General features: G+C 66.3%; 24 protein-coding genes and 3 pseudogenes. 17 read left to right on the top strand and 10 right to left on the bottom strand.

What is annotated here, in order from left to right; genetic code table 11:
- Positions 1-69: 69 nt before the first annotated feature.
- Positions 70-928: pseudogene (locus tag LRS12_RS03955) on the bottom strand (alpha/beta fold hydrolase).
- A gap of 36 nt (positions 929-964) precedes the next feature.
- Here LRS12_RS03955 and LRS12_RS03960 point away from each other — a divergent pair.
- The 5 genes and pseudogenes from LRS12_RS03960 (at position 965) to LRS12_RS03980 (ending at position 5,484) form a co-directional block, all read left to right on the top strand.
- Positions 965-2,381: pseudogene (locus LRS12_RS03960) on the top strand (protein adenylyltransferase SelO family protein).
- 69 nt (positions 2,382-2,450) lie between these two features.
- Positions 2,451-3,866 carry a succinylglutamate-semialdehyde dehydrogenase gene (astD, locus tag LRS12_RS03965; RefSeq protein ID WP_257843414.1) on the top strand — a complete coding sequence of 472 codons (1,416 nt, stop codon included), beginning with the start codon at positions 2,451-2,453 and terminating at the stop codon, positions 3,864-3,866.
- A 16-nt stretch (positions 3,867-3,882) separates the two neighbouring features.
- A complete protein-coding gene (locus LRS12_RS03970; RefSeq protein WP_257843416.1) occupies positions 3,883-4,311 on the top strand; it encodes a hypothetical protein in 429 nt (142 codons plus the stop codon).
- Positions 4,308-5,204, top strand: coding sequence for a hypothetical protein (locus LRS12_RS03975; RefSeq protein WP_257843417.1), 897 nt, complete (start codon positions 4,308-4,310; stop codon positions 5,202-5,204). Before LRS12_RS03970 ends, LRS12_RS03975 begins: the two co-directional genes overlap by 4 nt.
- A gap of 97 nt (positions 5,205-5,301) precedes the next feature.
- Positions 5,302-5,484, top strand: coding sequence for a hypothetical protein (locus tag LRS12_RS03980; protein WP_257843418.1), 183 nt, complete (start codon positions 5,302-5,304; stop codon positions 5,482-5,484).
- A gap of 61 nt (positions 5,485-5,545) precedes the next feature.
- Here the strand turns inward: LRS12_RS03980 and LRS12_RS03985 are convergent, their stop codons facing one another.
- Positions 5,546-6,508: a helix-turn-helix domain-containing protein gene (locus LRS12_RS03985; protein WP_257843419.1), complete on the bottom strand. Its 963-nt coding sequence runs from the start codon at positions 6,506-6,508 to the stop codon at positions 5,546-5,548.
- A 142-nt stretch (positions 6,509-6,650) separates the two neighbouring features.
- Here LRS12_RS03985 and cobA point away from each other — a divergent pair, with 142 nt between their 5' ends.
- The 5 genes from cobA (at position 6,651) to LRS12_RS04010 (ending at position 10,686) form a co-directional block, all read left to right on the top strand.
- Positions 6,651-7,448 carry a uroporphyrinogen-III C-methyltransferase gene (cobA, locus tag LRS12_RS03990; RefSeq protein WP_257843421.1) on the top strand — a complete coding sequence of 266 codons (798 nt, stop codon included), beginning with the start codon at positions 6,651-6,653 and terminating at the stop codon, positions 7,446-7,448.
- The gene (locus LRS12_RS03995) at positions 7,445-7,741 is read left to right on the top strand and encodes a DUF2849 domain-containing protein (RefSeq protein WP_257843422.1); all 297 of its coding nucleotides are present in this window, start codon (positions 7,445-7,447) and stop codon (positions 7,739-7,741) included. The genes cobA and LRS12_RS03995 overlap by 4 nt, the downstream gene beginning before the upstream one ends.
- 1 nt (position 7,742) lies before the next feature.
- The gene (locus tag LRS12_RS04000) at positions 7,743-9,374 is read left to right on the top strand and encodes a nitrite/sulfite reductase (RefSeq protein ID WP_257843423.1); all 1,632 of its coding nucleotides are present in this window, start codon (positions 7,743-7,745) and stop codon (positions 9,372-9,374) included.
- Positions 9,375-9,506: 132 nt separating this feature from the next.
- Positions 9,507-9,923 (top strand): DUF934 domain-containing protein, encoded by a 417-nt coding sequence (locus tag LRS12_RS04005; RefSeq protein WP_257843424.1) that lies wholly within the window; start codon positions 9,507-9,509, stop codon positions 9,921-9,923.
- Positions 9,916-10,686 (top strand): phosphoadenylyl-sulfate reductase, encoded by a 771-nt coding sequence (locus LRS12_RS04010; RefSeq protein ID WP_257843425.1) that lies wholly within the window; start codon positions 9,916-9,918, stop codon positions 10,684-10,686. The genes LRS12_RS04005 and LRS12_RS04010 overlap by 8 nt, the downstream gene beginning before the upstream one ends.
- Before the next feature lie 128 nt (positions 10,687-10,814).
- On the opposite strand, the gene LRS12_RS04015 is transcribed toward LRS12_RS04010, so the two are convergent.
- A complete protein-coding gene (locus LRS12_RS04015; protein ID WP_257843426.1) occupies positions 10,815-12,329 on the bottom strand; it encodes a replicative DNA helicase in 1,515 nt (504 codons plus the stop codon).
- Between the two features lie 94 nt (positions 12,330-12,423).
- On the opposite strand from LRS12_RS04015, the gene LRS12_RS04020 reads away from it, so the two are divergent.
- The 5 genes and pseudogenes from LRS12_RS04020 to dcd all read left to right on the top strand — a co-directional run bounded on the left by LRS12_RS04020 (position 12,424) and on the right by dcd (position 15,363).
- Positions 12,424-12,906: a UPF0262 family protein gene (locus LRS12_RS04020; protein ID WP_257843427.1), complete on the top strand. Its 483-nt coding sequence runs from the start codon at positions 12,424-12,426 to the stop codon at positions 12,904-12,906.
- A complete protein-coding gene (locus tag LRS12_RS04025) occupies positions 12,903-13,577 on the top strand; it encodes a GH25 family lysozyme (RefSeq protein ID WP_257843428.1) in 675 nt (224 codons plus the stop codon). The genes LRS12_RS04020 and LRS12_RS04025 overlap by 4 nt, the downstream gene beginning before the upstream one ends.
- Positions 13,574-14,023, top strand: a complete 450-nt coding sequence (locus tag LRS12_RS04030; protein ID WP_257843429.1) for a cytidine deaminase — start codon at positions 13,574-13,576, stop codon at positions 14,021-14,023. The genes LRS12_RS04025 and LRS12_RS04030 overlap by 4 nt, the downstream gene beginning before the upstream one ends.
- Positions 14,023-14,745 (top strand): hypothetical protein, encoded by a 723-nt coding sequence (locus LRS12_RS04035; RefSeq protein ID WP_257843431.1) that lies wholly within the window; start codon positions 14,023-14,025, stop codon positions 14,743-14,745. The genes LRS12_RS04030 and LRS12_RS04035 overlap by 1 nt, the downstream gene beginning before the upstream one ends.
- Before the next feature lie 62 nt (positions 14,746-14,807).
- Positions 14,808-15,363 (top strand): annotated as a pseudogene (gene dcd / locus LRS12_RS04040) (dCTP deaminase).
- 118 nt (positions 15,364-15,481) lie between these two features.
- On the opposite strand, the gene LRS12_RS04045 reads toward dcd, so the two are convergent.
- The 5 genes from LRS12_RS04045 to LRS12_RS04065 form a co-directional block, all read right to left on the bottom strand.
- Entirely contained in the window at positions 15,482-15,844 is a 363-nt protein-coding gene (locus LRS12_RS04045) for a tetratricopeptide repeat protein (RefSeq protein ID WP_257843432.1), read from the bottom strand.
- Positions 15,845-16,015: 171 nt separating this feature from the next.
- Positions 16,016-16,444: a biopolymer transporter ExbD gene (locus LRS12_RS04050; protein ID WP_257843433.1), complete on the bottom strand. Its 429-nt coding sequence runs from the start codon at positions 16,442-16,444 to the stop codon at positions 16,016-16,018.
- Positions 16,445-16,468: 24 nt separating this feature from the next.
- On the bottom strand, positions 16,469-16,945 hold the full coding sequence (locus tag LRS12_RS04055; protein ID WP_257843434.1) for a biopolymer transporter ExbD: 477 nt from the start codon (positions 16,943-16,945) through the stop codon (positions 16,469-16,471).
- Positions 16,946-17,047: 102 nt separating this feature from the next.
- Entirely contained in the window at positions 17,048-17,809 is a 762-nt protein-coding gene (locus LRS12_RS04060) for a MotA/TolQ/ExbB proton channel family protein (protein WP_257843435.1), read from the bottom strand.
- Positions 17,810-17,882: 73 nt separating this feature from the next.
- Positions 17,883-18,560 carry an energy transducer TonB gene (locus LRS12_RS04065; protein WP_257843436.1) on the bottom strand — a complete coding sequence of 226 codons (678 nt, stop codon included), beginning with the start codon at positions 18,558-18,560 and terminating at the stop codon, positions 17,883-17,885.
- A gap of 226 nt (positions 18,561-18,786) precedes the next feature.
- Between LRS12_RS04065 and LRS12_RS04070 the strand changes: the two genes are divergently transcribed.
- The gene (locus tag LRS12_RS04070; RefSeq protein WP_257843437.1) at positions 18,787-19,626 is read left to right on the top strand and encodes a hypothetical protein; all 840 of its coding nucleotides are present in this window, start codon (positions 18,787-18,789) and stop codon (positions 19,624-19,626) included.
- Between the two features lie 29 nt (positions 19,627-19,655).
- Here LRS12_RS04070 and LRS12_RS04075 read toward each other — a convergent pair whose 3' ends face one another.
- The gene (locus tag LRS12_RS04075) at positions 19,656-20,027 is read right to left on the bottom strand and encodes a dihydroneopterin aldolase (protein WP_257843438.1); all 372 of its coding nucleotides are present in this window, start codon (positions 20,025-20,027) and stop codon (positions 19,656-19,658) included.
- Between the two features lie 66 nt (positions 20,028-20,093).
- Positions 20,094-20,726, bottom strand: a complete 633-nt coding sequence (locus tag LRS12_RS04080; RefSeq protein ID WP_257843439.1) for a glutathione S-transferase family protein — start codon at positions 20,724-20,726, stop codon at positions 20,094-20,096.
- Between the two features lie 93 nt (positions 20,727-20,819).
- Between LRS12_RS04080 and LRS12_RS04085 the strand changes: the two genes are divergently transcribed.
- Positions 20,820-21,302, top strand: a complete 483-nt coding sequence (locus LRS12_RS04085; RefSeq protein ID WP_257845422.1) for a GNAT family N-acetyltransferase — start codon at positions 20,820-20,822, stop codon at positions 21,300-21,302.
- The last annotated feature ends 19 nt before the right edge of the window (positions 21,303-21,321 follow it).

The following is a 21,321-nucleotide window of genomic DNA, read 5'->3' on the forward strand; positions in this document are numbered from 1 at the left end:
CCCCGAAGTATGCCCCTCTTAGCCCTGTCCCATTCGCGGGAGAGGGCTAAGAAGTAGTGGGGTTTGCCTCTAGCTTACTCGCGCCAGCAGCCGGTCGATCGCCGCCGCTGCTTCGGGTTCGTCCAGCGTCGGGGTGTGGCCGGTGTCCGGGATCGTCACCAGTTCGCTGCCCGCGACCTGCGCATGCATCCGCTCCGCTACTGCGGCGGGCAGGATATCCGAGGTGCCGCCGCGCACGATCAGCAGGGGGTTTGTCGGCCAGCCCGTCGAATGCGCGCCACATGTCGGGCCCGGCTTCGTTGCCGGGGACGCGGAAGGGTTCGGCGATCTTCATGTCATAGTCGAGCACGATCCGCCCCGCGCTGGTCAGGCGGTGGAGCCGCTTGGCCATGTCGAGCCATTGGGTGATGTCCCAATGCGGATAGACATGCGCGTTGGCTTCGGCGACCGCACGGGCGGCGTGCATCCAGGTCGGGTGCCAGGTCGATTTGCCGACATAGCCGCGGATGCGCCCCAGCCCTGCGGGATCGATCTCCGGCCCGACATCGTTGAGCACCGCGCCCGCGATCCGTTCGGGATGGGTCGAGGCCATCAGCATCGTGAGGATGCCGCCCAATGACGTGCCGACCGCGACGAAGCGGTCGAGCTTCAGCTCCGCGACCAATGCCTCCAGATCCTGGAGATAGGTGAGCGGGACATAGCTCATCGGGTCCTTGGCATAGCCGCTCTCGCCACGCCCGCGCAGTTCGACCGCGATCACCCGCCATTCACCTGCCAGCCGCTCGGCCAGCTTCTCGTAATCGCGCGCATTGCGGGTCAGGCCGGGGATGCAGATCAGCGGTGGGCGATCGGCCCGGCCCGGATAGTCGCGATAGTGCAGCCGCAACCCGTCCCCCGACCACCAATAGCCGTCGACATAGTTGGGCAGGTTGCGCGCGGTCGCCATCGCGCCCCATATCGCCGCATGGTCGATTTCCCGCAAGCGCCGCAATTGCCCTGGTACAAGCCCGACCCGGCGGTGCTGAAACTGGGCGACGCATTCTATGATCCCGTCGCGGCGGCGGATTTTCCGCAAACGATCCTGCGCTTTCGCAACGACCGCGCGGCGGCGGAGGTGGGGCTGGACCCGCTGAGCGACGATCAGTGGATCGCGCATTTCGGGCGATTCGAGCCGCTGCCGGGCAATTTGCCCCAGCCGCTGGCGATGCGATACCATGGCCATCAGTTCCGGGTGTACAATCCGGACCTTGGCGACGGGCGCGGCTTCACCTTTGCCCAGATGCGCAGCCATGACCGGTTCGACCTGATGGAATTGGGCACCAAGGGGTCGGGCCAGACGCCGTGGAGCCGGTTCGGCGACGGGCGGCTGACGCTGAAGGGCGGGGTGCGCGAAGTGCTAGCGACCGAGATGCTCGAGGCGCTGGGGGGTCAAGACGTCGCGCAGCTTTTCGCTGATCGAGACCGGCGAGGCGCTGGAGCGCAATGACGAGCCGTCCCCCACCCGCTCCGCAGTGCTGGTGCGGATGAGCCTCGGGCAGATCCGCATCGGCACGTTCCAGCGGCTCGCCTATCATAACGACACCGAGAATATGCGGCGGCTGGTCGACTGGTGCCTCGACGAGATGATTTCCGTCGAGAGGGACGAGGACCCGGTCGCGCAATTCTTTGGCCTGGTGGTTGCGCGGGTCGCGAGCCTTGCCGCGAGCTATATGGTCGCGGGGTTCGTCCATGGCGTGCTCAACACCGACAATATCAACGTGATGGGCGAGAGTTTCGACTATGGCCCGTGGCGGTTCGCGCCGACATTCGACCCCGGATTCACCGCCGCCTATTTCGACCATGCCGGGCTCTATGCGTTCGGCCGCCAGCCCGATGCGATCTTGTGGAATGTCGCGCAGCTCGCGGTGTCGTTGCGCATCATCAGCGAGGCGCCGCCGCTGATTGCCAAGCTGGAGGAGTTCGAGACCTATTACCGGCTATTCTATCAGGACCCGCTGCAACGCCGGCTGGGCATCCTGACGCGCGACCGCAAGGACGACACCGAGCTCGGCTGGCGGCTCAAGGGAGCGGTCGAGCGCGCGCTGATGGCGACGGGGCATGGAATCGACCGCTTCTTCTTCGATGCCTATGGCGGGGTGCTTCCCGAAAGCTATGGCGCGGAATGGGACGCGGTGCGTGGCGTTCTGGCCGAATATGACCCGATCCCGGAGGGGCGCTCGCATCCTTATTTCGCGGGGGAACCCTGTTCGATGCTGATCGACGAGGTCGAGGCGATCTGGGCCGCGATCGACCGCGACGACGATTGGGGGCCGTTCCATGCCAAGATCGCGGCGATCCGCGCGATGGGGGAGGCGCTGGACGCGGGGGGTCGTTACTGGTGAGGTGGCATCGCGCAACATTAATGCTAGACGGGCATTATCCGCGGGGGCTCTAGACCGAAGAAAGACTGAATGCCGGGAACGGAAATCATTTCGACCGAACCCGCCACCGGCGCCGTCCTGTGGCGGCGAATGAGCGGCGATGTCGATGCAGAAGTGGCCAAGGCCCGCGCAAGCTGGGCCGAATGGGCCGCGCGCCCGCTCGCCTACCGGATCGAAGCGCTGCGCCGCTTCGCCAATGTCGTGCGGCAGAAGAGCGACGCCTTTACCGACCTGATCGCGCGCGAGACCGGCAAGCCATTGTGGGAAGCGCGGACCGAGGTAGAGACGGTGATCGCCAAGGTCGATATCTCGATCACCGCATTCTCCGAACGCACCGGACAGCGGCGGATCGACGCGGCGATGAACACGCGCCTCGCGCTGCGGCACAAGCCGCATGGCGTGCTGGCGGTGCTCGGCCCGTATAATTTCCCGGCGCACCTGCCCAACGGGCATATCGTCCCGGCGCTGCTCGCGGGCAATGCGGTGGTGTTCAAGCCGTCGGAAAAGACTCCGGCGACCGGCGCGTTCCTGGTCGAATGCTTCCATGCTGCGGGGGTGCCCGAAGGGTGTATCCGGCTGCTGATCGGCGGGCCGGACGAGGGCAAGGCGCTGGCCAGCCATGACGGGATCGACGGGCTGCTGTTCACCGGCTCGGCGCGGACGGGCATCGCGCTCAACCGCGCATTCGCGTCCAAGCCCGAGAAGATCCTGGCGCTGGAGATGGGCGGCAACAACCCGATCATCGTCTGGGATACGCCCGACCTCTATTCGGCAGCGGTGCTGGTGGTGCAGTCCGCCTTCACCAGCGCGGGGCAGCGCTGCACCGCCGCGCGCCGCCTGATCGTCGACGAAACGCTGTTCGAGCCGCTGGTGGGGGAGGTCAACAAGCTGATCGGCCGCCTGATCATCGGCGAGCCGCATGCCGACCCCGCGCCGTTCATGGGGCCGGTGATCGACAACGACACCGCCGACCTGCTGACCGAGAGCTTCCTCGAGCTCACCTTCCTCGGCGGCAAGCCGCTGCGCCATATGGAGCGGCCGATTCCGGGGCGTCCGTTCGTCACCCCGGCGATGATCGACATGACCGACGCCAAGGAAAAGCCCGATGTCGAGCTGTTCGGTCCGATCCTTCAGGTGATCCGCGCGAAGACATTCGAGGAAGCCATCGCCGAGGCGAACAATACGCGATACGGCCTGTCCGCGTCGCTGGTGAGCCAGAACCCCAAGCTGTACGACCAGTTCTGGGCCAATATCCGCGCCGGCATCGTCAACTGGAACAAGCCGACCAATGGGGCCAGCTCCGCGGCGCCGTTCGGCGGGATCGGCTGGTCGGGCAACCACCGCCCCAGCGCCTTCTATGCCGCCGATTACTGCGCCTATCCCGTGGTGTCGTCGGAATCGGAACAGGCGCGGGTGTCGATCGGGATCGGGTTGCGCGAGGGCTGAGAACAGGGAGAGCGGGATGACCAGCCGACGCGGGATTCTGGCCGGAGCCGCCGGGCTTGCCGCCGCGACCGCCCTGCCCGCCCGCGCCGCGCCGCCGGGTCCGTTCGTCCGCCGCAGCGGCACGCGCTTCGTGCTCGGCGGAAAGCCCTATCGCTTTGTCGGCGCGAACATCTGGTACGGGGCCTGGCTCGGCGCGAACGACCGCCCGCGCCTCGCCCGCGAACTCGACGCGCTGGCGGCGAGCGGGGTGACCAATTTGCGCATCCTCGCCGGGGCGGAGGAGGGGCCGCTCAAGAACTCGGTGAAGCCCGGCTTTCGCGGCAAGGGATCGGACTGGAACCCGGCCTTGCTCGACGGGCTCGACTGGGCGCTCGCCGAACTGGGCAAGCGCGGCATGAAGGCGGTGCTCTACCTCACCAATTTCTGGGAATGGTCCGGGGGATGAGCAGCTACCTGTGGTACGATACAGGCAGCTACATCGACATGGGCGATCCGGCGCATCCCTGGCCCGCCTTCGCCAACGCCGCGTCGCGCTTCTACGGCAATCGCAACGCGGTGAAGCTGTACCATGACTGGGTCGGCGCGATCGTCGGGCGGACCAATGGCGTTACCGGCTTGCCCTATCGCGACGACCCGACAATCATGGCCTGGCAGCTGTGCAACGAGCCGCGCCCCGGCGGGACGCCGGAGGATGCCGCGCCGAAGCTGGCGAGTTTCTACAGCTGGATTCGCGACACGGCGCGCCTCATCAAGTCGATCGATCCCAACCATCTCGTCTCGACCGGGAGCGAGGGGCTGAAGGGCACGGTCGAGAGTGGCGACATCTATCGCATCAGCCATGCGATCCCCGAGATCGACTATGCGACGGCGCATATCTGGCCGCTCAACTGGAGCTGGATCGATGCGCGCGACCTGGCCAGGACGGCAGCGGCGGGCGAGGCGAAGGTGCGGGAGTATCTCGACCAGCACCGCGCGCTCGCCAGCCAGATCGGCAAGCCGCTGGTGATCGAGGAATTCGGCTATCCGCGCGACGCGGGCTACGCCGCCGAGGCGACGACAGTCTATCGCGACCGATATTATCGGCAGGTGTTCGCCGCGGTCGAGGATAGCGTCCGCACCGGCGGGCCGGTTCAGGGGAGCAATTTCTGGGCGTGGAACGGGGCGGGACGCGCGGCGCATGGCGACCATCGCTATCGCCATGGCGACCCGCTGCTCGGCGATCCGCCACATGAGCCACAGGGCTGGTACGGCGTCTATGACAGCGACGCATCGACCCGCGCACTGGTCGCGGAACATGCCCGCACGCTGGCGACGATCGGCGAGCCGGTGGCGCGCTGAACCCTCCGTACCAGCCGGTGGAACGCCCGTCCCAGACCTGCCCCTGCCGCTCCCCCTGTCCGGCTTGCTAGAAGGTCCGCCAGGGAGTTTCCGCACAATGTTGGGATGGATCTGCACGCTGGCCGGTCACCGCCGGGTCAGGAAGCGGGTATGGAATGACGGGACCGACTGGCGCACCAACTGTGCGCGGTGCGGCACGCCGATGGTGCGCAGTGCGAACCGCCGCTGGGCGGTGGATCCCGACGGTCCGGCACGGCGGACGGGCAGCGGTCCGAACTGATCGAGCACCCTTGAGGGGGGAGGGCGCAGCTGCGCCCACGTCGCGCGCAGTGCTCCGGCTTTCAGGCCGAACGCTGCGCGCGGCGTATCGCGCGATACTCGCCGGGCGTGATTCCGTAGCGCGCCCGGAACAGCCGACCGAAATGCGCGGCATCGCAAAAGCCCAGTTGCTCCGCCACGGCAGCGATCGACGCGACCGTCGCCACATCGCCGATCAGCGCATGTGCGCGGTCGAGACGCCGGTCGCGGATATGCGCCATGACTCCGCCATCCTGTGCAAACAGCCGATACAGGGTTGAGCGCGAGATACCGAGCGCCTTCGCAAGCGTGGCGGCGGTCAGCGTGGCAGAGGTGAGCCGGGCGTCGATCAGCATCTGCGCACGCTGGCGGAGCGCCCGATCGACAGCATCCGCGCCGGGCACCACCGGTCGCCCGTCCATCGCGAGCGCAACCGCGACCAGATCGACCAGGCCGCCTGCCAGCCGCCCGCCCTGGCTGACCGGAAGCCGGTCTGCCATGTGCGACAATTGCCGCAGATGCGCGCGCAGCAGCGCCGATCCCTCGGCCGAGATCACCGTTCCGTGAAGTTCGCGCACCGGCCCGAGCACCGCCTCCGCGATCGGGCGGGGGATGGTCAGCAACGCGGTCTTTGATGCCTGAGACACATGGTCGGACGCCTGGCTCATGTCGATCAGGATGGCGCTGGTGCCTGATGCCGAAAAGCCGCTGCCGCCAGCATCGCCCTGCGCAGCACCATAGTCGCGGACATTGACCGTCAACCAGTCGACCCCGTCGCGGCGCGCCCTCGCGGCGCTCCGCTCCCAGCGCTGTGCGGTAATCGTCGAATAGCCGAGCTGGAGATCGCCGAGCGCGAATCCGGTCGAGGCGACGGCAAAGGGTTCCTCGGGAGTCGTTTCAAACAGGCGACCGAGCGTCGAGACCCGATCGCACCACGCCTCACGCGCCGCGACCTCACCCAGCCCGCCGGTCGAGAAGCGCCGAACGTCGATAAATGGTCCCATCATCCGGCCTCCTTTCCGATCCTGCCACCTATCATATTGAGAAAAAACGGCTGAACCATGTTCTTCGGCATCGCAAAAGTTCGCCTTCCGCGTGCCCAAGCAACCCTCGGTTGCCGGTAACGTCACATCGGCCCATCTGCCAGTCATGGTTTCCCTTCTCGATCCCCAGGCGCGTGGGCGCGTGATTCTGGTCGGTGCCGGCCCCGGCGATCCGGGCCTGCTGACCGTCCGCGCGGTCGAGGCGCTCAAGACCGCCGATGTGCTCGTCCATGACGGGCTGGTCGATCCGCGCGTGCTCGACCTCGCGCCGCAAGCGCACCGCATCTGCGTCGCCAAGAAACGCTCCAAACACACTGTGCCGCAGGAGGGGATCAACGCCCTGATCATTGCGCATGTGAAGACCGGCGCAATCGTCGTGCGGCTGAAGGGCGGCGACCCGTTCATCTTCGGCCGCGGCGGCGAAGAGGTCGAGGCAGTTCGCGCCGAGGGTCTGCCTGTCGAGGTGATCCCGGGCGTCAGCGCGGCGCTGGGCGCGGCGGCCGAAGCGATGCTGCCGCTCACCCATCGCGACTGGTCGAGCGCGGTCAGCTTCGTCGCGGGCCAGTGCAAGGGGCTGAAGGATCAGGACTGGTCCGGCCTTGCCGGCAAGGGCCGCACCTTGGTCATCTATATGGGCGTCGCGACCTGCCCCGACATTGCCGAGAAGCTGATGGGCGACGGCGTTGCGCCGGACATGCCGGTCGCGGTGCTCGAACGCGCGACGCTGCCGGGCAGCCGCGCGATCCGCACCCTGCTCGCCGACCTTGGCCCGATGGTCGAGCGCGAGAAGGTGCAGAGCCCGGCGATCATCGTGGTGGGCGAAGTGGTCGCTTTGTCCGACGCCGAAGACAGGCTCGCCAACTGGGCGAAGAAGGCCGAACTCATGCATGGATTTGGCCTGTGAAACTGCTGACCGGAAACGATCTCGCCACCGGCGACGTCACCTGGTGGACCGGCAATGGCTGGTCGCGCCATGTCGAGGACGCCGTCGATGTCGGCGAACAGGGCGAGGCGATCGCGCAGGCCGAGGAAGGCGCGCGCCGGGTCAACGGCCCCTATGTGATCGACGCGACCGAAACGCCCGAGGGGCCGCGCCCCGCGCATATCAAGGACCGCATCCGCGCGCTCGGCCCGACCGTCCGCCCGGACCTGACGCTCAAACCCGCCGACCCCAATGCCGGCAGCTGGGTGATCTGACATGTACAAATATGACGAATATGACCACGCGATCGTCGCGGCCCGCGTCGAGGAGTTTCGCGATCAGGTGAACCGCCGCCTTGCGGGCCAGATCACCGAGGACCAGTTCAAGCCGCTGCGGCTGATGAACGGCCTGTATCTTCAGCTCCACGCGTACATGCTGCGCGTCGCCGTGCCCTATGGCACGATGGACAGCCGCCAGATGCGGATGCTCGCCCATATCGCGCGCAAGTACGACCGCGACTACGGCCATTTCACCACCCGCCAGAATATCCAGTATAACTGGATCAAGCTGGAGGACGCGCCCGACATCCTTGCCGATCTGGCGACGGTCGAGATGCATGCGATCCAGACGTCGGGCAATTGCATCCGCAACATCTCGTCCGACCAATGGGCGGGTGCGGCGGCGGACGAGCTGACCGATCCGCGTCCCTGGGCCGAATTGCTGCGCCAGTGGAGCACCTTCCACCCCGAATTCAGCTATCTGCCGCGCAAGTTCAAGATCGCGGTGATCGCGGCGGACGAGGATCGCGCGGCGATGCGGTTGCACGATATCGGGCTGCAGGTGGTCGAGCGCGACGGGCAGCACGGCGTTGCCGTCTATGTCGGCGGCGGCATGGGCCGCACCCCGATGATCGCGCCGCTGATCAACGAATTCGTGCCGTTCGACGACTTCCTGTCCTACATGGAAGCGTGCCTGCGCGTGTACAATCGCTATGGCCGCCGCGACAATATGTACAAGGCGCGGATCAAGATCCTGGTCCATGAGATCGGCGCCGACAAATACCGTGACGAGGTCGCGGCGGAGTTCATCGAGGTCAAGAAGCTCGGCATCGACCCGCCGCGCGCGGAGTTCGACCGGATCGCCGCGCATTTCGCCGATCCCGCGTTCGAGAGCGGGCTGTCGGATGAGATCGACCGCAGCGATCCCGATTTCGCCGTGTGGCTCGACCAGAATGTCGCCGCGCACAAGACGCCCGGCTATGCCATCGTCAACATCAGCCTGAAGCCGGTCGGCGGCATCCCCGGCGACGCATCCTCGGCACAGATCGACGCGATGGCCGACCTCGCCGAACGCTACAGCTTCGATGAGCTGCGCGTCACGCATGCGCAGAACATCGTGCTGCCGCATGTCCGCAAGGCGGACCTTTATGCGGTGTGGCAGAAGCTGGTCGAAGCCGAGCTCGCCGACGCCAATCTCGACCTGATCAGCGACATCATCGCCTGCCCGGGGCTGGACTATTGCAGCCTCGCCAATGCCCGCTCGATCCCGGTGGCGCAGAAGATCGCGACGCGCTTTTCCGATCTCGGGCGGCAGCGCGAACTGGGCGAACTCAAGCTCAAGATCAGCGGCTGCATCAACGCCTGCGGCCACCACCATGCCGGGCATATCGGCATCCTCGGCGTCGACCGGAAGGGCGTCGAGAATTACCAGCTGTCGCTCGGCGGATCGGGCGCGGAGGACGTGTCGCTTGGCCAGATCACCGGGCCGGGGTTCAGCGAGGACGGCATCGTCGACGCGGTCGAACGCGCGACCGACGTCTATCTGCGCGAGCGTGCCGAGGGCGAACGCTTCCTCGACACCTATCGCCGCATCGGCATGGCCCCGTTCAAGGAGGCGATTTATGGGTAAACTGGCTCCGACGCTCGCCTTCTTCGCTCCCCTCCCGCTTGCGGGAGGGGTCGGGGGAGGGCCTGTCGTGGAGAGTGCGTCGCCCGTGGACACGCCCTCCCCTAGCCCCTCCCGCAAGCGGGAGGGGGACAAGTGATCCGCTATCGCACCGATGATGCCCATGACGAACCGGCAGTGACGCTCGACGCGTTCCTCGGCCAGTCCAACGCGACCGCCGTCCGCCTCGAATCGAGCGACGATGCGCGGGCGCTGATCCCGCATCTCGACCGGCTGTCGCTGGTCGAGGTGAGCTTCCCCAAGTTCCGCGACGGGCGCGGTTATTCGGCTGGGCGCATCCTGCGCGAGGCGGGCTATACCGGCGAACTGCGCGCGCAGGGCGATGTGCTGGTCGACCAGATCCCGCTGATGCGCCGCTGCGGCTTCGACAGCTTTGCGCCGGAGGCCCCGGTGGACGAAGCGGTGCTCGCCGCGAGCCTCGCGCGCTACGACGCGGTCTATCAGATGGCAGCGGACGGGGCGGTCCCGGTCTGGAAACGGCGGCATGGCTAGCGTGACCGCCCGCAAGATCGACCGCATCGATACCGGCCCGGCCTTCACCGAGCGCGACGCGTTGCGGCTGAACAACCTGTTCCGCGGCGTGTCGACGCAGGAGATGTTGCGCACGGTGCTGGCCGAACAGATGGTCGGCGATGTCGCGCTGGTGTCCTCCTTCGGTGCGGAGAGCGCGGCGCTGCTGCATCTGGTCGCGTCGATCGACCCGAAGGTGCCGGTGCTGTTCCTCGACACCGGCAAGCATTTCCCTGAGACGCTGGCGTATCGCGACACGCTGGTCGAACGGCTCGGGCTGACCGGGCTGCGCGTGCTGACTCCCGATGCGGCGGTGCTGGCGAAGAAGGACGAGAGCGGGCTGCGCTGGTCGTATGACCCCGATGGCTGCTGCGAGATCCGCAAGGTGATCCCGCTCGACGCCGCGATGGCCGGGTTCGACGCGAGCATCACCGGGCGCAAGGCGTTCCAGGCGAGCACCCGCAACGCCCTGCCCCGGTTCGAGGTCGATGCTGCGGGCAAGCTCAAGGTCAACCCGCTAGCCGACTGGACCAAGGCGGATATCGAGGCGTATTTCGCTGCGCACGACCTGCCCCGCCATCCGCTTGAGGCACAGGGCTACCTGTCGATCGGCTGCGCGCCATGCACCAGCAAGGTCAAGCCCGGCGAAGACCCGCGCTCGGGCCGCTGGGTCGGGTGGGACAAGACCGAATGCGGCATCCATACGCCGGTCGCGGACGGCGACCCGGATCTGCCGGTCTTCTGAGGCAATCGAGACGACGATATCCCCCTCCCACTTGTGGGAGGGGGGCGGGGAGGGCCTGTCCGATCTGGCCGCACCCCTGGAGGACAGGCCCTCCCTAGCCCCTCCCGCAAGCGGGAGGGGGACTTTGCTCACTCATATGGTTCGGCCACCATGTCGCCGGCATAGTCGCTGAACTTGGTGTAGCTCGGCTCGAACTTCAGCAATGTCTTGCCGGTCGCGCCGTGGCGCTGCTTGGCGATGATCAGTTCGGCCAAGCCATAGACGCGCTCCATGTCGAGCGCCCATTTGGCGTGATCCTCGAACGTCTTGGGATCGTCGCCTTCACGCGGGCGCTTGGGTTCGCGTGCGGCGACGTAGTAATCCTCGCGGAACACGAACCACACCATGTCGGCGTCCTGCTCGATCGAGCCGGATTCGCGCAGGTCGGACAGCATCGGGCGCTTGTCCTCACGGCTTTCGACCGCGCGGCTGAGCTGCGACAGCGCGATCACGGGGACGTTGATGTCCTTGGCCAGCGTCTTCAACCCGCGGCTGATTTCCGAGATTTCCTGCACCCGGTTGCCGTCGCGGTTGTTGCCGCTTCCGGTCAGCAGCTGGAGATAGTCGATGATGACGAGGCCCAGTTCGCCGTCATGCTTGGACTGGAGCCGCCGAACGCGGCTGTGCAGCGCGCTGATCGTCAGGCCGGCAGTGTCGTCGATATAGAGCGGCAGCTGTTCGAGGTCCGCCGCCGCCTGTGCCAGCTGGCCGAATTCGGACTTGCTGATATTGCCCATGCGCAGTGATTCGGACGGGATTTTGGACTGTTCGGACAGGATGCGCAGCGCCAGCTGGTCCGCCGACATTTCGAGGCTGAAGAACGCGACCTTGGCCCCGATCGACTCCTTCGGACTGATGCCGAGGCGGATATCGTCCATCAAGCGGCGCGCGGCATTATAGGCGATGTTTGTGGCGAGCGAGGTCTTGCCCATGCCGGGTCGCCCGGCAAGGATGATGAGATCGCTGTGGTGCAGGCCGCCAATCCGGCTGTTGACCGAATCGAACCCGGTGGTGACGCCCGCGACGCCACCGCCCGCGCTTTGCGCGCGCTTGGCGTTTTCGAGCGCAATCTTGGTCGCTTCGTTGAACGATTTGACGGTGTTGGCGGTGCCGCCGTCCGCCGCGACCTTGAACAGCGCCTCTTCGGCGCGGTCGATCTGTTCGCGCGGGTTGACGTCCTCGCTGGTGTCGAGTGCTTTCTCCACCATCGTGCGGCCGACCGTCACCAGCTCGCGCAGCAAGGCGAGGTCGTAGATCTGGCGCGCGAACTGGCGCGCGCCGATCAGACCAGCACCCGACCCGGTCAGCTGGGCGAGATAGGCGGGGCCGCCCAGGCTCGCCATGCCCTCGTCCTTCTCGAACAGCGGCTTCAGCGTCACCGGGGTCGCAAGCATGTCCTGCTTGCGCAGCGTCTTGATCGCCTTGAAGATGCGGCCGTGCACCGGCTCGAAGAAATGCTGGTCCTGCAGCACTTCGACGATGTCGTCGGCCAGGCGGTTGTCGATCATCATCGCGCCGAGCAACGCCGCCTCCGCCTCCGCATTCTGGGGCAGGCGCGGGGCGGCATCCGCCGGGGCGGGGGTGAGGGTTGCTAGCGTGGCCATCTGTCCCCTTTCCCATTCCCGTCGCCGTGGCTCAAGTCACGACAGCCTGTTTATCCTGTGGACGAAAGGCCGGGCTCCCCCCTAGATGCGGCGCATGGCCGATCCCCGGATCATCGACGTCACGCTGGACGAGCGCACGATATTGTGGCGCTCGGCGGATATCGAGCAGGAACGGCGGATCGCGATCTTCGACCTGATCGAGGAAAATCGCTTCGTCCCCCAGCGCGGCTATCCCGATGGCTATGCCGGGCCGTACCGCATCGCGCTGTCGGTGCCCGAGGGGCGATTGCAGCTCGACATCAAGCGCGAAGACGACACGCCGCTCGAGACGCTGATTCTCAGCCTCGCCGCGTTCCGTCGCCAGATCCGCGACTATTTCGCGATCTGCGACAGCTATTTCCAGGCGATCCGCAGCGCGACCCCGGCGCAGATCGAGACGATCGACATGGCGCGGCGCGGCATCCATGACGATGCGGCGCGGCTGTTGATGGACCGGCTCGACGGCAAGATCGCGGTCGACCACGCCACCGCGCGGCGGCTTTTCACCCTCATCTGCGTTCTCCATATCAAGGCATGAAGGTATTGCGCATCTGGGCCGGGATCATCCTCGCGCTGGCGCTGGTCGGCGTGTGCGGGTGGATGTGGGCGATCGCCTGGGCGCCGCCGCGCAGCGATTATGCCCAGCAGGGCATCGACGTGTCGGACGAGGCGGGAAAGATCGACTGGTTCACCGCACGCGGCAGCGATCTCGACTTCGCCTATGCTCGCGCGACCGTCGGCGCGGATGTGCGCGACGCATTATTCGCGGAGAATTGGGCCGGCATTTACGAGGCCGGAATCAAGCGCGGCGCGCTCCACGCCTATTCGCTGTGCCAGCTGGCGAGCGATCAGGCGGGCAATTTCACCGCGACCGTGCCGCGCGATGCCGATGCGCTGCCAGTGGCGATCGACCTGTCGTTGCGCGACGACTGTCCCGCACGGCCCGAGCGCGACGTGGTGCTGGGCGAGATCCGCCAGCTCGCCGCGACGCTGGAAACGCATAGCGGCAAGCCGGTGATCCTGCGCGTCACCCCCGAGTTCGAGGACGCGTATCAGATCAGCGCCGCGATCGACCGCCCGCTGTGGAGCACCGGCATGTTCTTCCCGCCTGCCTATTCGGCCCGCCCCTGGCGGTTGTGGCAGGCCAGCCGCATCCGCCGCATCGAGGGGGCCGAGCGCCCCGTGAACTGGAATGTGATCGCCCCATGAGTGACATCGACGCCCCCCGCCTGATCGCTGCCGCGCGTGCGGCCGCGCGCAACGCGCACGCGCCCTATTCGAACTTCGCAGTCGGCGCCGCGCTGCTGATGACCGATGGCAGCATCGTGACGGGGTGCAATTTCGAGAACGCGAGCTACGGCCTGTCGCTCTGCGCCGAGACGGTGGCGACCGCGAAGGCGAACGCCGAAGGGCGGCTGCGCGATGTGGTCGCGGTGGGGATCATCGGCGGGATGATGACCGACGGCGTGGCGCATGGCAGCGACCCGATCCGCCCGTGCGGGCGGTGCCGTCAGGTGCTGAACGAGGCGGCGCAGTTGGGGGGCCGCGACCTCGCCGTCTATTGCGCGGGCGCGGAGGGTGAGGCGTATGAAGCGCATCGGCTGAGCGACCTGTTGCCGCATGCGTTCGGGCCGGGTGATTTGGGGATCGGATGATGCGTGCCGCGATCTTTGCTCTAGCCCTAACAGCGACCGGATGCAGTGATCGCGACCCTCATCGAAGCGGTACAATTGACGGACCATTGAGCGGTTCCCATGCGATCTCCGAACGCGCATCCGGGGGCGAAACGCTCGCGGGCGTGGGGCAGGAAGGATTGCGGGTGCTCATCGCCCCGTCATTCGGTCGATATGCCTATTATCTTTCGCTCCGCAGACTTCCCAAGGGCTGTGTGACCCCTGATGATCCGCCGAAAGAGAGCAGCGTCGGGCGCATTTGCGGGCCGAGCCGCATAGATGTTCGACGGTTCGATCAGTTCGACAGGACGGTGACAACGGCCCGGTTCTTCCTACCGCCTTGGGAAACCCACCATCTGCTGGAGGAACTCGACGCTAGACTGGACGGATGGAGCGGGAGAAATTCCGGCGGTACAGATGGCACTTGGGTGAAGCTCGAGCGCGTGCGAAACGGGCAGGTCACATCCATGTCCAGCAATGATTTGCCCGATCCGGGCAACCCGGCGGCGCAACTCAGCGGCGACCTTTTGCGTATTCTCCTATCCTACGGCCCCTCTGGTTTTGCACCGCGCTCGGGCTCGTGGGACGTCCGGGCACCGGGTGAGAGCGCGGGTCCCTGCGATGTGACTGACCTCGCCACGCCGCTCGACCGCGGCTTCGGGTCCGGGAACAGCGACTGCGACGCAACGAAGCGCTGGCCCTAGCCAAGCCCCCTTGCCCCACGCGCGCATTCCGGCGATGCCGGGCGCGCACATCAGGAGCGCCCATGTCCATTCTTTCCGACATCTGGATTCGCGAACAGGCCACGCAGCACGGCATGATCGAGCCGTTCGTCGAGGCGCAGCGGCGGGAGGGGGTGCATCTCCTACGGCCTGTCTTCTTATGGCTATGACGCGCGGGTGGCAGACGAGTTCAAGATCTTCACCAATATCGACAGCGCGGTGGTGGACCCGAAGGACTTTTCGTCGACCAGCTTCGTCGATCGCCAGACCGATGTCTGCATCATCCCGCCCAACAGCTTCGCGCTGGCGCGGACGGTGGAGTATTTCCGAGTGCCGCGCGACGTACTGGTCATCTGCCTCGGCAAATCGACCTATGCGCGGTGCGGGATCATCGTGAACGTGACGCCGCTGGAGCCCGAATGGGAGGGGCATGTCACGCTGGAGTTTTCCAACACCACGCCGCTGCCCGCGAAGATCTATGCGAACGAGGGTGCGTGCCAGTTCCTGTTCCTCAAGGGGAACGAGCCGTGCGAGACCAGCTATGCCGACCGCGCGGGCAAATATATGGGCCAGCGCGGCGTGACGCTGCCGCGGTTGTAAGAGCGCGCGGACTCATCACTGGAAACAAAAGCGGCGGCCGAGGCATCGAGCCTCGTCCGCCGCTGCACCCAGCCCTGGCCCCTCCCATCAGAGAGGGGAATTGGGCTGCTTATTCCCCTTATCGACCCGCCATCTGCGCAGCGTCGAGCAGGCGCATGCCGCGCTGCGCCACGACGTGCGACGCCGCGACCTGGCCATCGGCGACGTCCATCGCGACGGGCTTCGTCGCCAGCACGCGATGATACATTGCGCGCGCCTCGGCGACGCGGCCGGTCTTTGCATAGACCGCAGCGAGGTTCAGCATGATCTCGGGACGCGCGGGAAAGATGCGCTGTTCGGCGAGCAGCTGGCGCTCCGCGCTCGCATAGTCGCCGGCCGCGATCGCGAGATGGGCGTTGGGCTGTTCTGCAGTCTGGGCCTGCGCCGCCGGGATGAGCGCCAGCGGCGCGGCGACGGCAATCGCGGCGAGGAACTTACGCATTTGCAGGCTCTCCTAATGTTACAATTCAATGACACAGATGTGTCACTAATGTTGCATCGGAGCAAATGCGTTGATTGCAATCGAAATACTGCGGAGCAAGGTGCTGAGAACGAACAAAAAAAGGGCGACCCGAAGGCCGCCCCTTGATGTTTGCACTGGTCGCCGGAGCGATCAGAAGTCGTTGCGATACTGCTCGTTGCCGACGAAGCCGAGCTTCGTGACGGCCGACCGCTTGATCACCGCGAGCACCTCGTCGACGCGCTCATAGCGGGCCAGCGGGTTGGGCTGGAAGTGCAGCTCGGGCTCGGGGACAATCGTCACGCTCTGGTCGAGATACTGGCGCAGCGTGACGAGGTCGATCTCGCTGCCGTTCCAGTAGATCTTGCCATCGGGCTCGATCGTGATCTTGTTCTTTTGCGGCTCCACCGGAGGCGGAGTCTGCGGCCCCTGATTCTGGGGAAGGTCAACCTTCACCGCGTGGGTCTGGGGCGGGATGGTGACGATCAGCATAATGAGGAGCACGAGCATGACGTCGATCAACGGCGTCGTGTTCATCTCCATCATCGGCTCGCCATCATCTGTGCCGGCGCTCATTGCCATGATGTGTACTCCTGAACTTCGGGCTTACTGGGCGACGCCCAGCTGCGGCTGCGAGATGAAGCCGACCTTGACGAAGCCCGCATTCTGCATCGTGTAAACGACGCCACCGATGCACTTGTACGGCGTGTTCACGTCGCCGCGAATGTGCACTTCGGGAATGTCGTCCGGCTTGATGTTGTCCTGGCCGACGCGATCGACCACCGCCTGCAAATTGTCGCTCGCGCGCTTGAGCAGTTCGGTGCTGGTGATCGGCGTCATCTGCCAGAACACCTGACAGGTGCCGGCCTCGTCCGCGCGAACGGCGAGCAACACGTTCTCCGGCTTGGTTTCGGTCGGTTCGAACGCCACCTTGGGCAATTCGAGTTCGACCGACTGAATCGCGACGGGAATCGCGATCAGGAAGATGATGAGCAGAACCAGCATGACGTCCACGAGGGGCGTCGTGTTGATGTCCGACATCGGTTTTTCTTCGGCGGAGTCGCCGCCTACACTCATCGCCATTGGCGCAATCCTATCTTTCGCATCCTGTCCCCGGACCAATCTGGCCCGGCGGGTGACCGTGCGGCGCGGCGAGCCGCCACCGCACGGTCGTCAGCCGAAGCTTCAGGCCTTGGCAGTGGTCGCGACCGGCGGCGCCTTCGGGGCCGGCTTGACACCCTTCACGGCCGGACGGACGCGGCCGTCCGAAGCCAGGTAACCGAGCACATCGTTCGAGAAGCCGCTGAGCTGCTCGGCGATCGTCTTGTTGCGACGCTGCAGCCAGTTATAGGCAAGCACGGCCGGAACCGCGACAACCAGGCCGAGCGCGGTCATGATGAGCGCTTCACCGACCGGACCGGCGACGGTGCCGATCGACGCGTCACCCGCCGCACCGATCTTGATCAGCGCGCGGAAGATGCCGACGACGGTACCGAACAGACCGATGAACGGCGCGGTCGAACCGACGGTCGCGAGGAAGGCGAGGCCGGTGCCGAGCTGCGAATTGATCGAATCTTCCGAACGCTTGAGCGAGCCATGCAGCCAGTCATGCGCTTCGATCGGATCGGTCAGTTCCTTGTACTGGTCCTGGGCGAGCAGCGCGTCGTCGACGATCTGGCGATAGGCCGAGTTCTTCTCAAGCTTCGCGGCGCCTTCACGCAGGCTGCCGGACTGCCAGAAGGCGGCACGGACGCGCTTGTACTGGTTCAGGACCTTCTGCTGCTCGAATACCTTGGTGAACAGGATGTAGAGCGAGAAGAAGAGCATGACGGTCAGGATGATCGCGGTACCCCATGCGATCACGCCGCCTTCGTTCATGGCGTGCAGGATGTCGAAGTTCGCGGGCGGTGCGCCTGCTGCGGCTCCGGCGAGGATGGTGGTGAACATGTGCGGTTCTTTCCCTTGAGATAAAGATTGTGATGTCAGTATCGGGGTACGGCGCGCCAGGCGCGCCCGCCCATCAGTCTTCGAGACGCCAGGTGAACCTCAGCGACTTGTTTCCGCCCGAGACAGGGTTTCCGGCGGCGTCGAGTGCCGGTGAGTAGCGCGCACGGCGCGTCACCAGGCTGCACGTCGCGGCGTCAAGCGAGGACGAACCCGACGAGGAGGTTACCCGACAATTCTCGATGCGCCCCTGGGCGTTGATCGTGAACGTGATACCAACCGACCCTTCGTCACCAGCGCGGCGCGCGGCGGGAGGATAGTCGTCGGAGGTCACCCACGAGGCCGGGTTGCCGCGTGCTGCCGCAGCCTTGCTGATCGCAGGCGGAGGCGGAGGCGGCGGTGGCGCTGGCGGGGCCGGCGGCGCGGGCGGCGTCGGCGGCTGGCTCGGCGGGATCACGGCCGACACGCTCACCGGCGGCGGCGGCGCAGGCACCTGAACCAGCGGCTTCTGCACAACGACGGTGGTGGGCGGCGGCGGGACCGGCGAGTCCGGCGGCGGCGGCGGCGGAGGCACTTCCTCGGGTGGAGGCGGCGGTTCCTGGACGTCAAAGACATCCATCTCCTCGGCCTTTTCCTTGATATATTTGTAGGCGAGCCCGGTCACGAACACGTAACCGAGAACGGCGAGGATGATTGAGACGACTGCGATCGCCACAACCCGACTGCCTCCTACCTCACGATCTGCGTAGGCCATTCAGCAACTAAACTCCTTCATTCGCCGCGCCGTTGCCCGGCACCCTGGCATCATTATCGGCGTGGCTCATCCGGTCGGGCAATCGGAAGACCGACCGGTGGCGGCGCGAGTCCTATCGCGGCGGTTTGCGCGACGCAAACGCTTTGTCGGACGCAATAAACGTATAATCCCGACGTGGCAGAAATATTTCTGTATGCGTGTGGGACATTCCCGTAGAATGAACTGCATGTTTCGTATCCGTATCGTTTCGCTTTTCGCCGCATTTTGTGCGGCTTCCCCGGCGCTGTTGCCGCACGCCTCGGCACAGGTGGTCGCCGAATCAGGTGTGGTGCTTCCACCCTATGCTGCGGTCGCCGACCTGATCGTCGGTGCCCCCGCGATCGTCGATGCGCGCATCCGAAGCGCGACGCGAATCAAGGGACCGGAGGCGGCGAACGTCGCGGCGGGGCGGATGCGATTCTATGTCGAGGCCGATGTGCTGGCGCTGATTCGCGCCGACGCGCCGATGCCCGCCCGGGTCGGTTATGTCGTCGACGTTCCGCTCGATGCACGCGGTCGCGCACCCAAGCTCAACAAGCGGCGCGTGCTGCTGTTCGCCCGCCCCGTCGCGGGGCAGGCGTCGATGATCCAGCTGACCACGCTCGACGCCCAGCGCGACTGGAGTGCCGAGCTGGACACGCTGATTCGCCGGATCGCCCGCGAGGTGGCTGCCCCCGACGCGCCGCCTGCGGTCACCGGGCTCGGCAATGCCTTCCACGTCCCGGGAAGCCTGCCCGGCGAGGGCGAGACCCAGATCTTTGTGCAGACCGCGACCGGCGCGCCGATCTCGCTGTCGATCCTGCGGCGACCGGGCGAGCAGAAACGCTGGGCGGTGGCGCTGGGCGAGATCGTCGACGATGCTGCGGCCGCCCCGGCGCGCGACACATTGCTGTGGTATCGCCTTGCCTGTGGGCTCCCGCGCAGCCTTCCCGCGACCAGCCTGGCCGACGAGGATCCGGCGAACGTCGCGGCGGCGCGTGAGGATTACCGTTTCGTGCTGGACCAGCTGGGGCCGTGCAAGCGGTAGGGACCGGCTGGGCGAAACCGCAATTCGGCCTACTTCCGGTACCGCACCAGCGTGATCCCGATCCGCTCGTCAGCCTCGGCGATGGCGAGCTTGACGATCTCGACCTCAACCCGCCGGATGCGGGCGTCGCCGGTCATCAGCGTTTCAACGATATGGTCGGCGACGCCTTCGATCAGGGTGAAATGGACGCCCGGTGGCAATGCCCCGGTCGCGGCGTGCTTGAGGTCGAGATAGGATTTCGAGGCGCTGAGCGGCGTATCGGGCGCGAACGGGTCGCCCGGCAGCAAGTCGACCGTGATCGAGATGCGCAGCGGCTGGGGCAAATGCGTCTCTTCGGAATAGACGCCGGTAAGGACCTGGACCTCGAGATCGCGGACCTGAAGCTGAAGAAGATCGTGCAACGCAGCTGCCTCTGGGGAAAATGATCGCGCGCCAATAGGCCGCGCCCCCGGAAACGGCAATGGTGGTCAGGCCGCCGCGCTGGGCCGCGCGCTCGCCGTTTCATGCCAGCGACGCAGATTCGCGAGCTGCTCGGGCACTGCCAGCTTCGCCGCACGCGCGAAATCGATCGTCACCAATGCGGTGATGTCGGCGAAACTATACGCGTCCCCCGCGATCCACGGCCGGTCGGCGAGCCGCGCGTCGATCGCCTCGACGAACCCCTCCCACATGATCGCGCCGCGTGCCGCGAGTTCGGGAATTTGCGCGACGCTGAGCCCGGCATCGGGGATCGCGCGGTCCTTGAACGCGGGGGCCGTGTTGCGCAGCACATAGACCACGGCGGCATAGCCATCGCCCTCGATTCGCCGGGTCCAGCTCTCGATGCGCCCGATCTGGATGGGGGTGCGCCCGAACAGCGCCGGCTCGGGGTGCAGTGCCTCGAAATAGCGACAGATCGCTGCCGATTCGCACAGCACTTCGCCGTCATCCAGCTTGAGCGCCGGCACCGCGCCGCGCGGGTTGATACGCAGATAGGCGTCGGCGAGATGCTCGCCGGTGCGCAGGTCGATCGCCTCGCACGGCACCTCGATGCCCTTTTCGGCGAGGAAGATGCGTACCCGGCGCGGGCTGGGTGCCCAGGGCGCGTCATAGAGCTTCATCGCCGGTCTCCCATATTCCGCTATGCCGGGTTTCGTTTCGGGGCTAAAGGCGCGCGCCCCCGGCGTCCATCCCCCGGGCCGCTGGAGATTGCCCTGTTCGAGCTGGTGCCCCTGTGCGACGTCTATTCCGACGCGGTCGAACATCTGCTCGACCGGGTGTTCGGTGCCGACCGCCATGGCCGCACCGCCTATCGCCTGCGCGAAGGGGTGAGCGCCGTTCCCGACCTCAGTTTCGCGGCGGTCGAAGCGGGGACGCTGGTCGGCTCCATCCAGTGCTGGCCGGTCGAGCTGGCCGGCGACGATGGCGGCGTCACGCCCATGATCCTGGTCGGCCCGGTCGCGGTGTCGCCCGAACGACAGAATGTCGGCATCGGTCGCGGGCTGATGTGGCGCGCCATCGAGCAGGCAGGCGACGCCGTGCTGATGCTGATCGGCGACCTCGATTATTATGCGCAGTTCGGATTCGACGCGGCGCATACCGGGGCATGGCGACTGCCCGGCCCGTTCGAGCGCGACCGCCTGCTCGCGCGCGGACCCGCGCCGGATCGTGCCGGAATGATCGGGCCGCGCCGCTGACCCTTTACCGGGGCCGTCG

Source organism: Sphingomonas sp. J344 (assembly GCF_024700005.1).
Classification (GTDB): Bacteria; Pseudomonadota; Alphaproteobacteria; order Sphingomonadales; family Sphingomonadaceae; genus Sphingomonas.

Excerpts from the sequence above, each read along its gene's own strand:
- astD (WP_257843414.1), top strand. The coding sequence starts at position 2,451 with ATGCCGGGAACGGAAATCATTTCGACCGAACCCGCCACCGGCGCCGTC.
- LRS12_RS03970 (WP_257843416.1), top strand. The coding sequence starts at position 3,883 with ATGACCAGCCGACGCGGGATTCTGGCCGGAGCCGCCGGGCTTGCCGCC.
- LRS12_RS03975 (WP_257843417.1), top strand. The coding sequence starts at position 4,308 with ATGAGCAGCTACCTGTGGTACGATACAGGCAGCTACATCGACATGGGC.
- LRS12_RS03980 (WP_257843418.1), top strand. The coding sequence starts at position 5,302 with ATGTTGGGATGGATCTGCACGCTGGCCGGTCACCGCCGGGTCAGGAAG.
- LRS12_RS03985 (WP_257843419.1), bottom strand. The coding sequence starts at position 6,508 with ATGATGGGACCATTTATCGACGTTCGGCGCTTCTCGACCGGCGGGCTG.
- cobA (WP_257843421.1), top strand. The coding sequence starts at position 6,651 with ATGGTTTCCCTTCTCGATCCCCAGGCGCGTGGGCGCGTGATTCTGGTC.
- LRS12_RS04000 (WP_257843423.1), top strand. The coding sequence starts at position 7,743 with ATGTACAAATATGACGAATATGACCACGCGATCGTCGCGGCCCGCGTC.
- LRS12_RS04010 (WP_257843425.1), top strand. The coding sequence starts at position 9,916 with ATGGCTAGCGTGACCGCCCGCAAGATCGACCGCATCGATACCGGCCCG.
- LRS12_RS04015 (WP_257843426.1), bottom strand. The coding sequence starts at position 12,329 with ATGGCCACGCTAGCAACCCTCACCCCCGCCCCGGCGGATGCCGCCCCG.
- LRS12_RS04020 (WP_257843427.1), top strand. The coding sequence starts at position 12,424 with ATGGCCGATCCCCGGATCATCGACGTCACGCTGGACGAGCGCACGATA.
- LRS12_RS04025 (WP_257843428.1), top strand. The coding sequence starts at position 12,903 with ATGAAGGTATTGCGCATCTGGGCCGGGATCATCCTCGCGCTGGCGCTG.
- LRS12_RS04030 (WP_257843429.1), top strand. The coding sequence starts at position 13,574 with ATGAGTGACATCGACGCCCCCCGCCTGATCGCTGCCGCGCGTGCGGCC.
- LRS12_RS04035 (WP_257843431.1), top strand. The coding sequence starts at position 14,023 with ATGCGTGCCGCGATCTTTGCTCTAGCCCTAACAGCGACCGGATGCAGT.
- LRS12_RS04045 (WP_257843432.1), bottom strand. The coding sequence starts at position 15,844 with ATGCGTAAGTTCCTCGCCGCGATTGCCGTCGCCGCGCCGCTGGCGCTC.
- LRS12_RS04050 (WP_257843433.1), bottom strand. The coding sequence starts at position 16,444 with ATGGCAATGAGCGCCGGCACAGATGATGGCGAGCCGATGATGGAGATG.
- LRS12_RS04055 (WP_257843434.1), bottom strand. The coding sequence starts at position 16,945 with ATGGCGATGAGTGTAGGCGGCGACTCCGCCGAAGAAAAACCGATGTCG.
- LRS12_RS04060 (WP_257843435.1), bottom strand. The coding sequence starts at position 17,809 with ATGTTCACCACCATCCTCGCCGGAGCCGCAGCAGGCGCACCGCCCGCG.
- LRS12_RS04065 (WP_257843436.1), bottom strand. The coding sequence starts at position 18,560 with ATGGCCTACGCAGATCGTGAGGTAGGAGGCAGTCGGGTTGTGGCGATC.
- LRS12_RS04070 (WP_257843437.1), top strand. The coding sequence starts at position 18,787 with ATGTTTCGTATCCGTATCGTTTCGCTTTTCGCCGCATTTTGTGCGGCT.
- LRS12_RS04080 (WP_257843439.1), bottom strand. The coding sequence starts at position 20,726 with ATGAAGCTCTATGACGCGCCCTGGGCACCCAGCCCGCGCCGGGTACGC.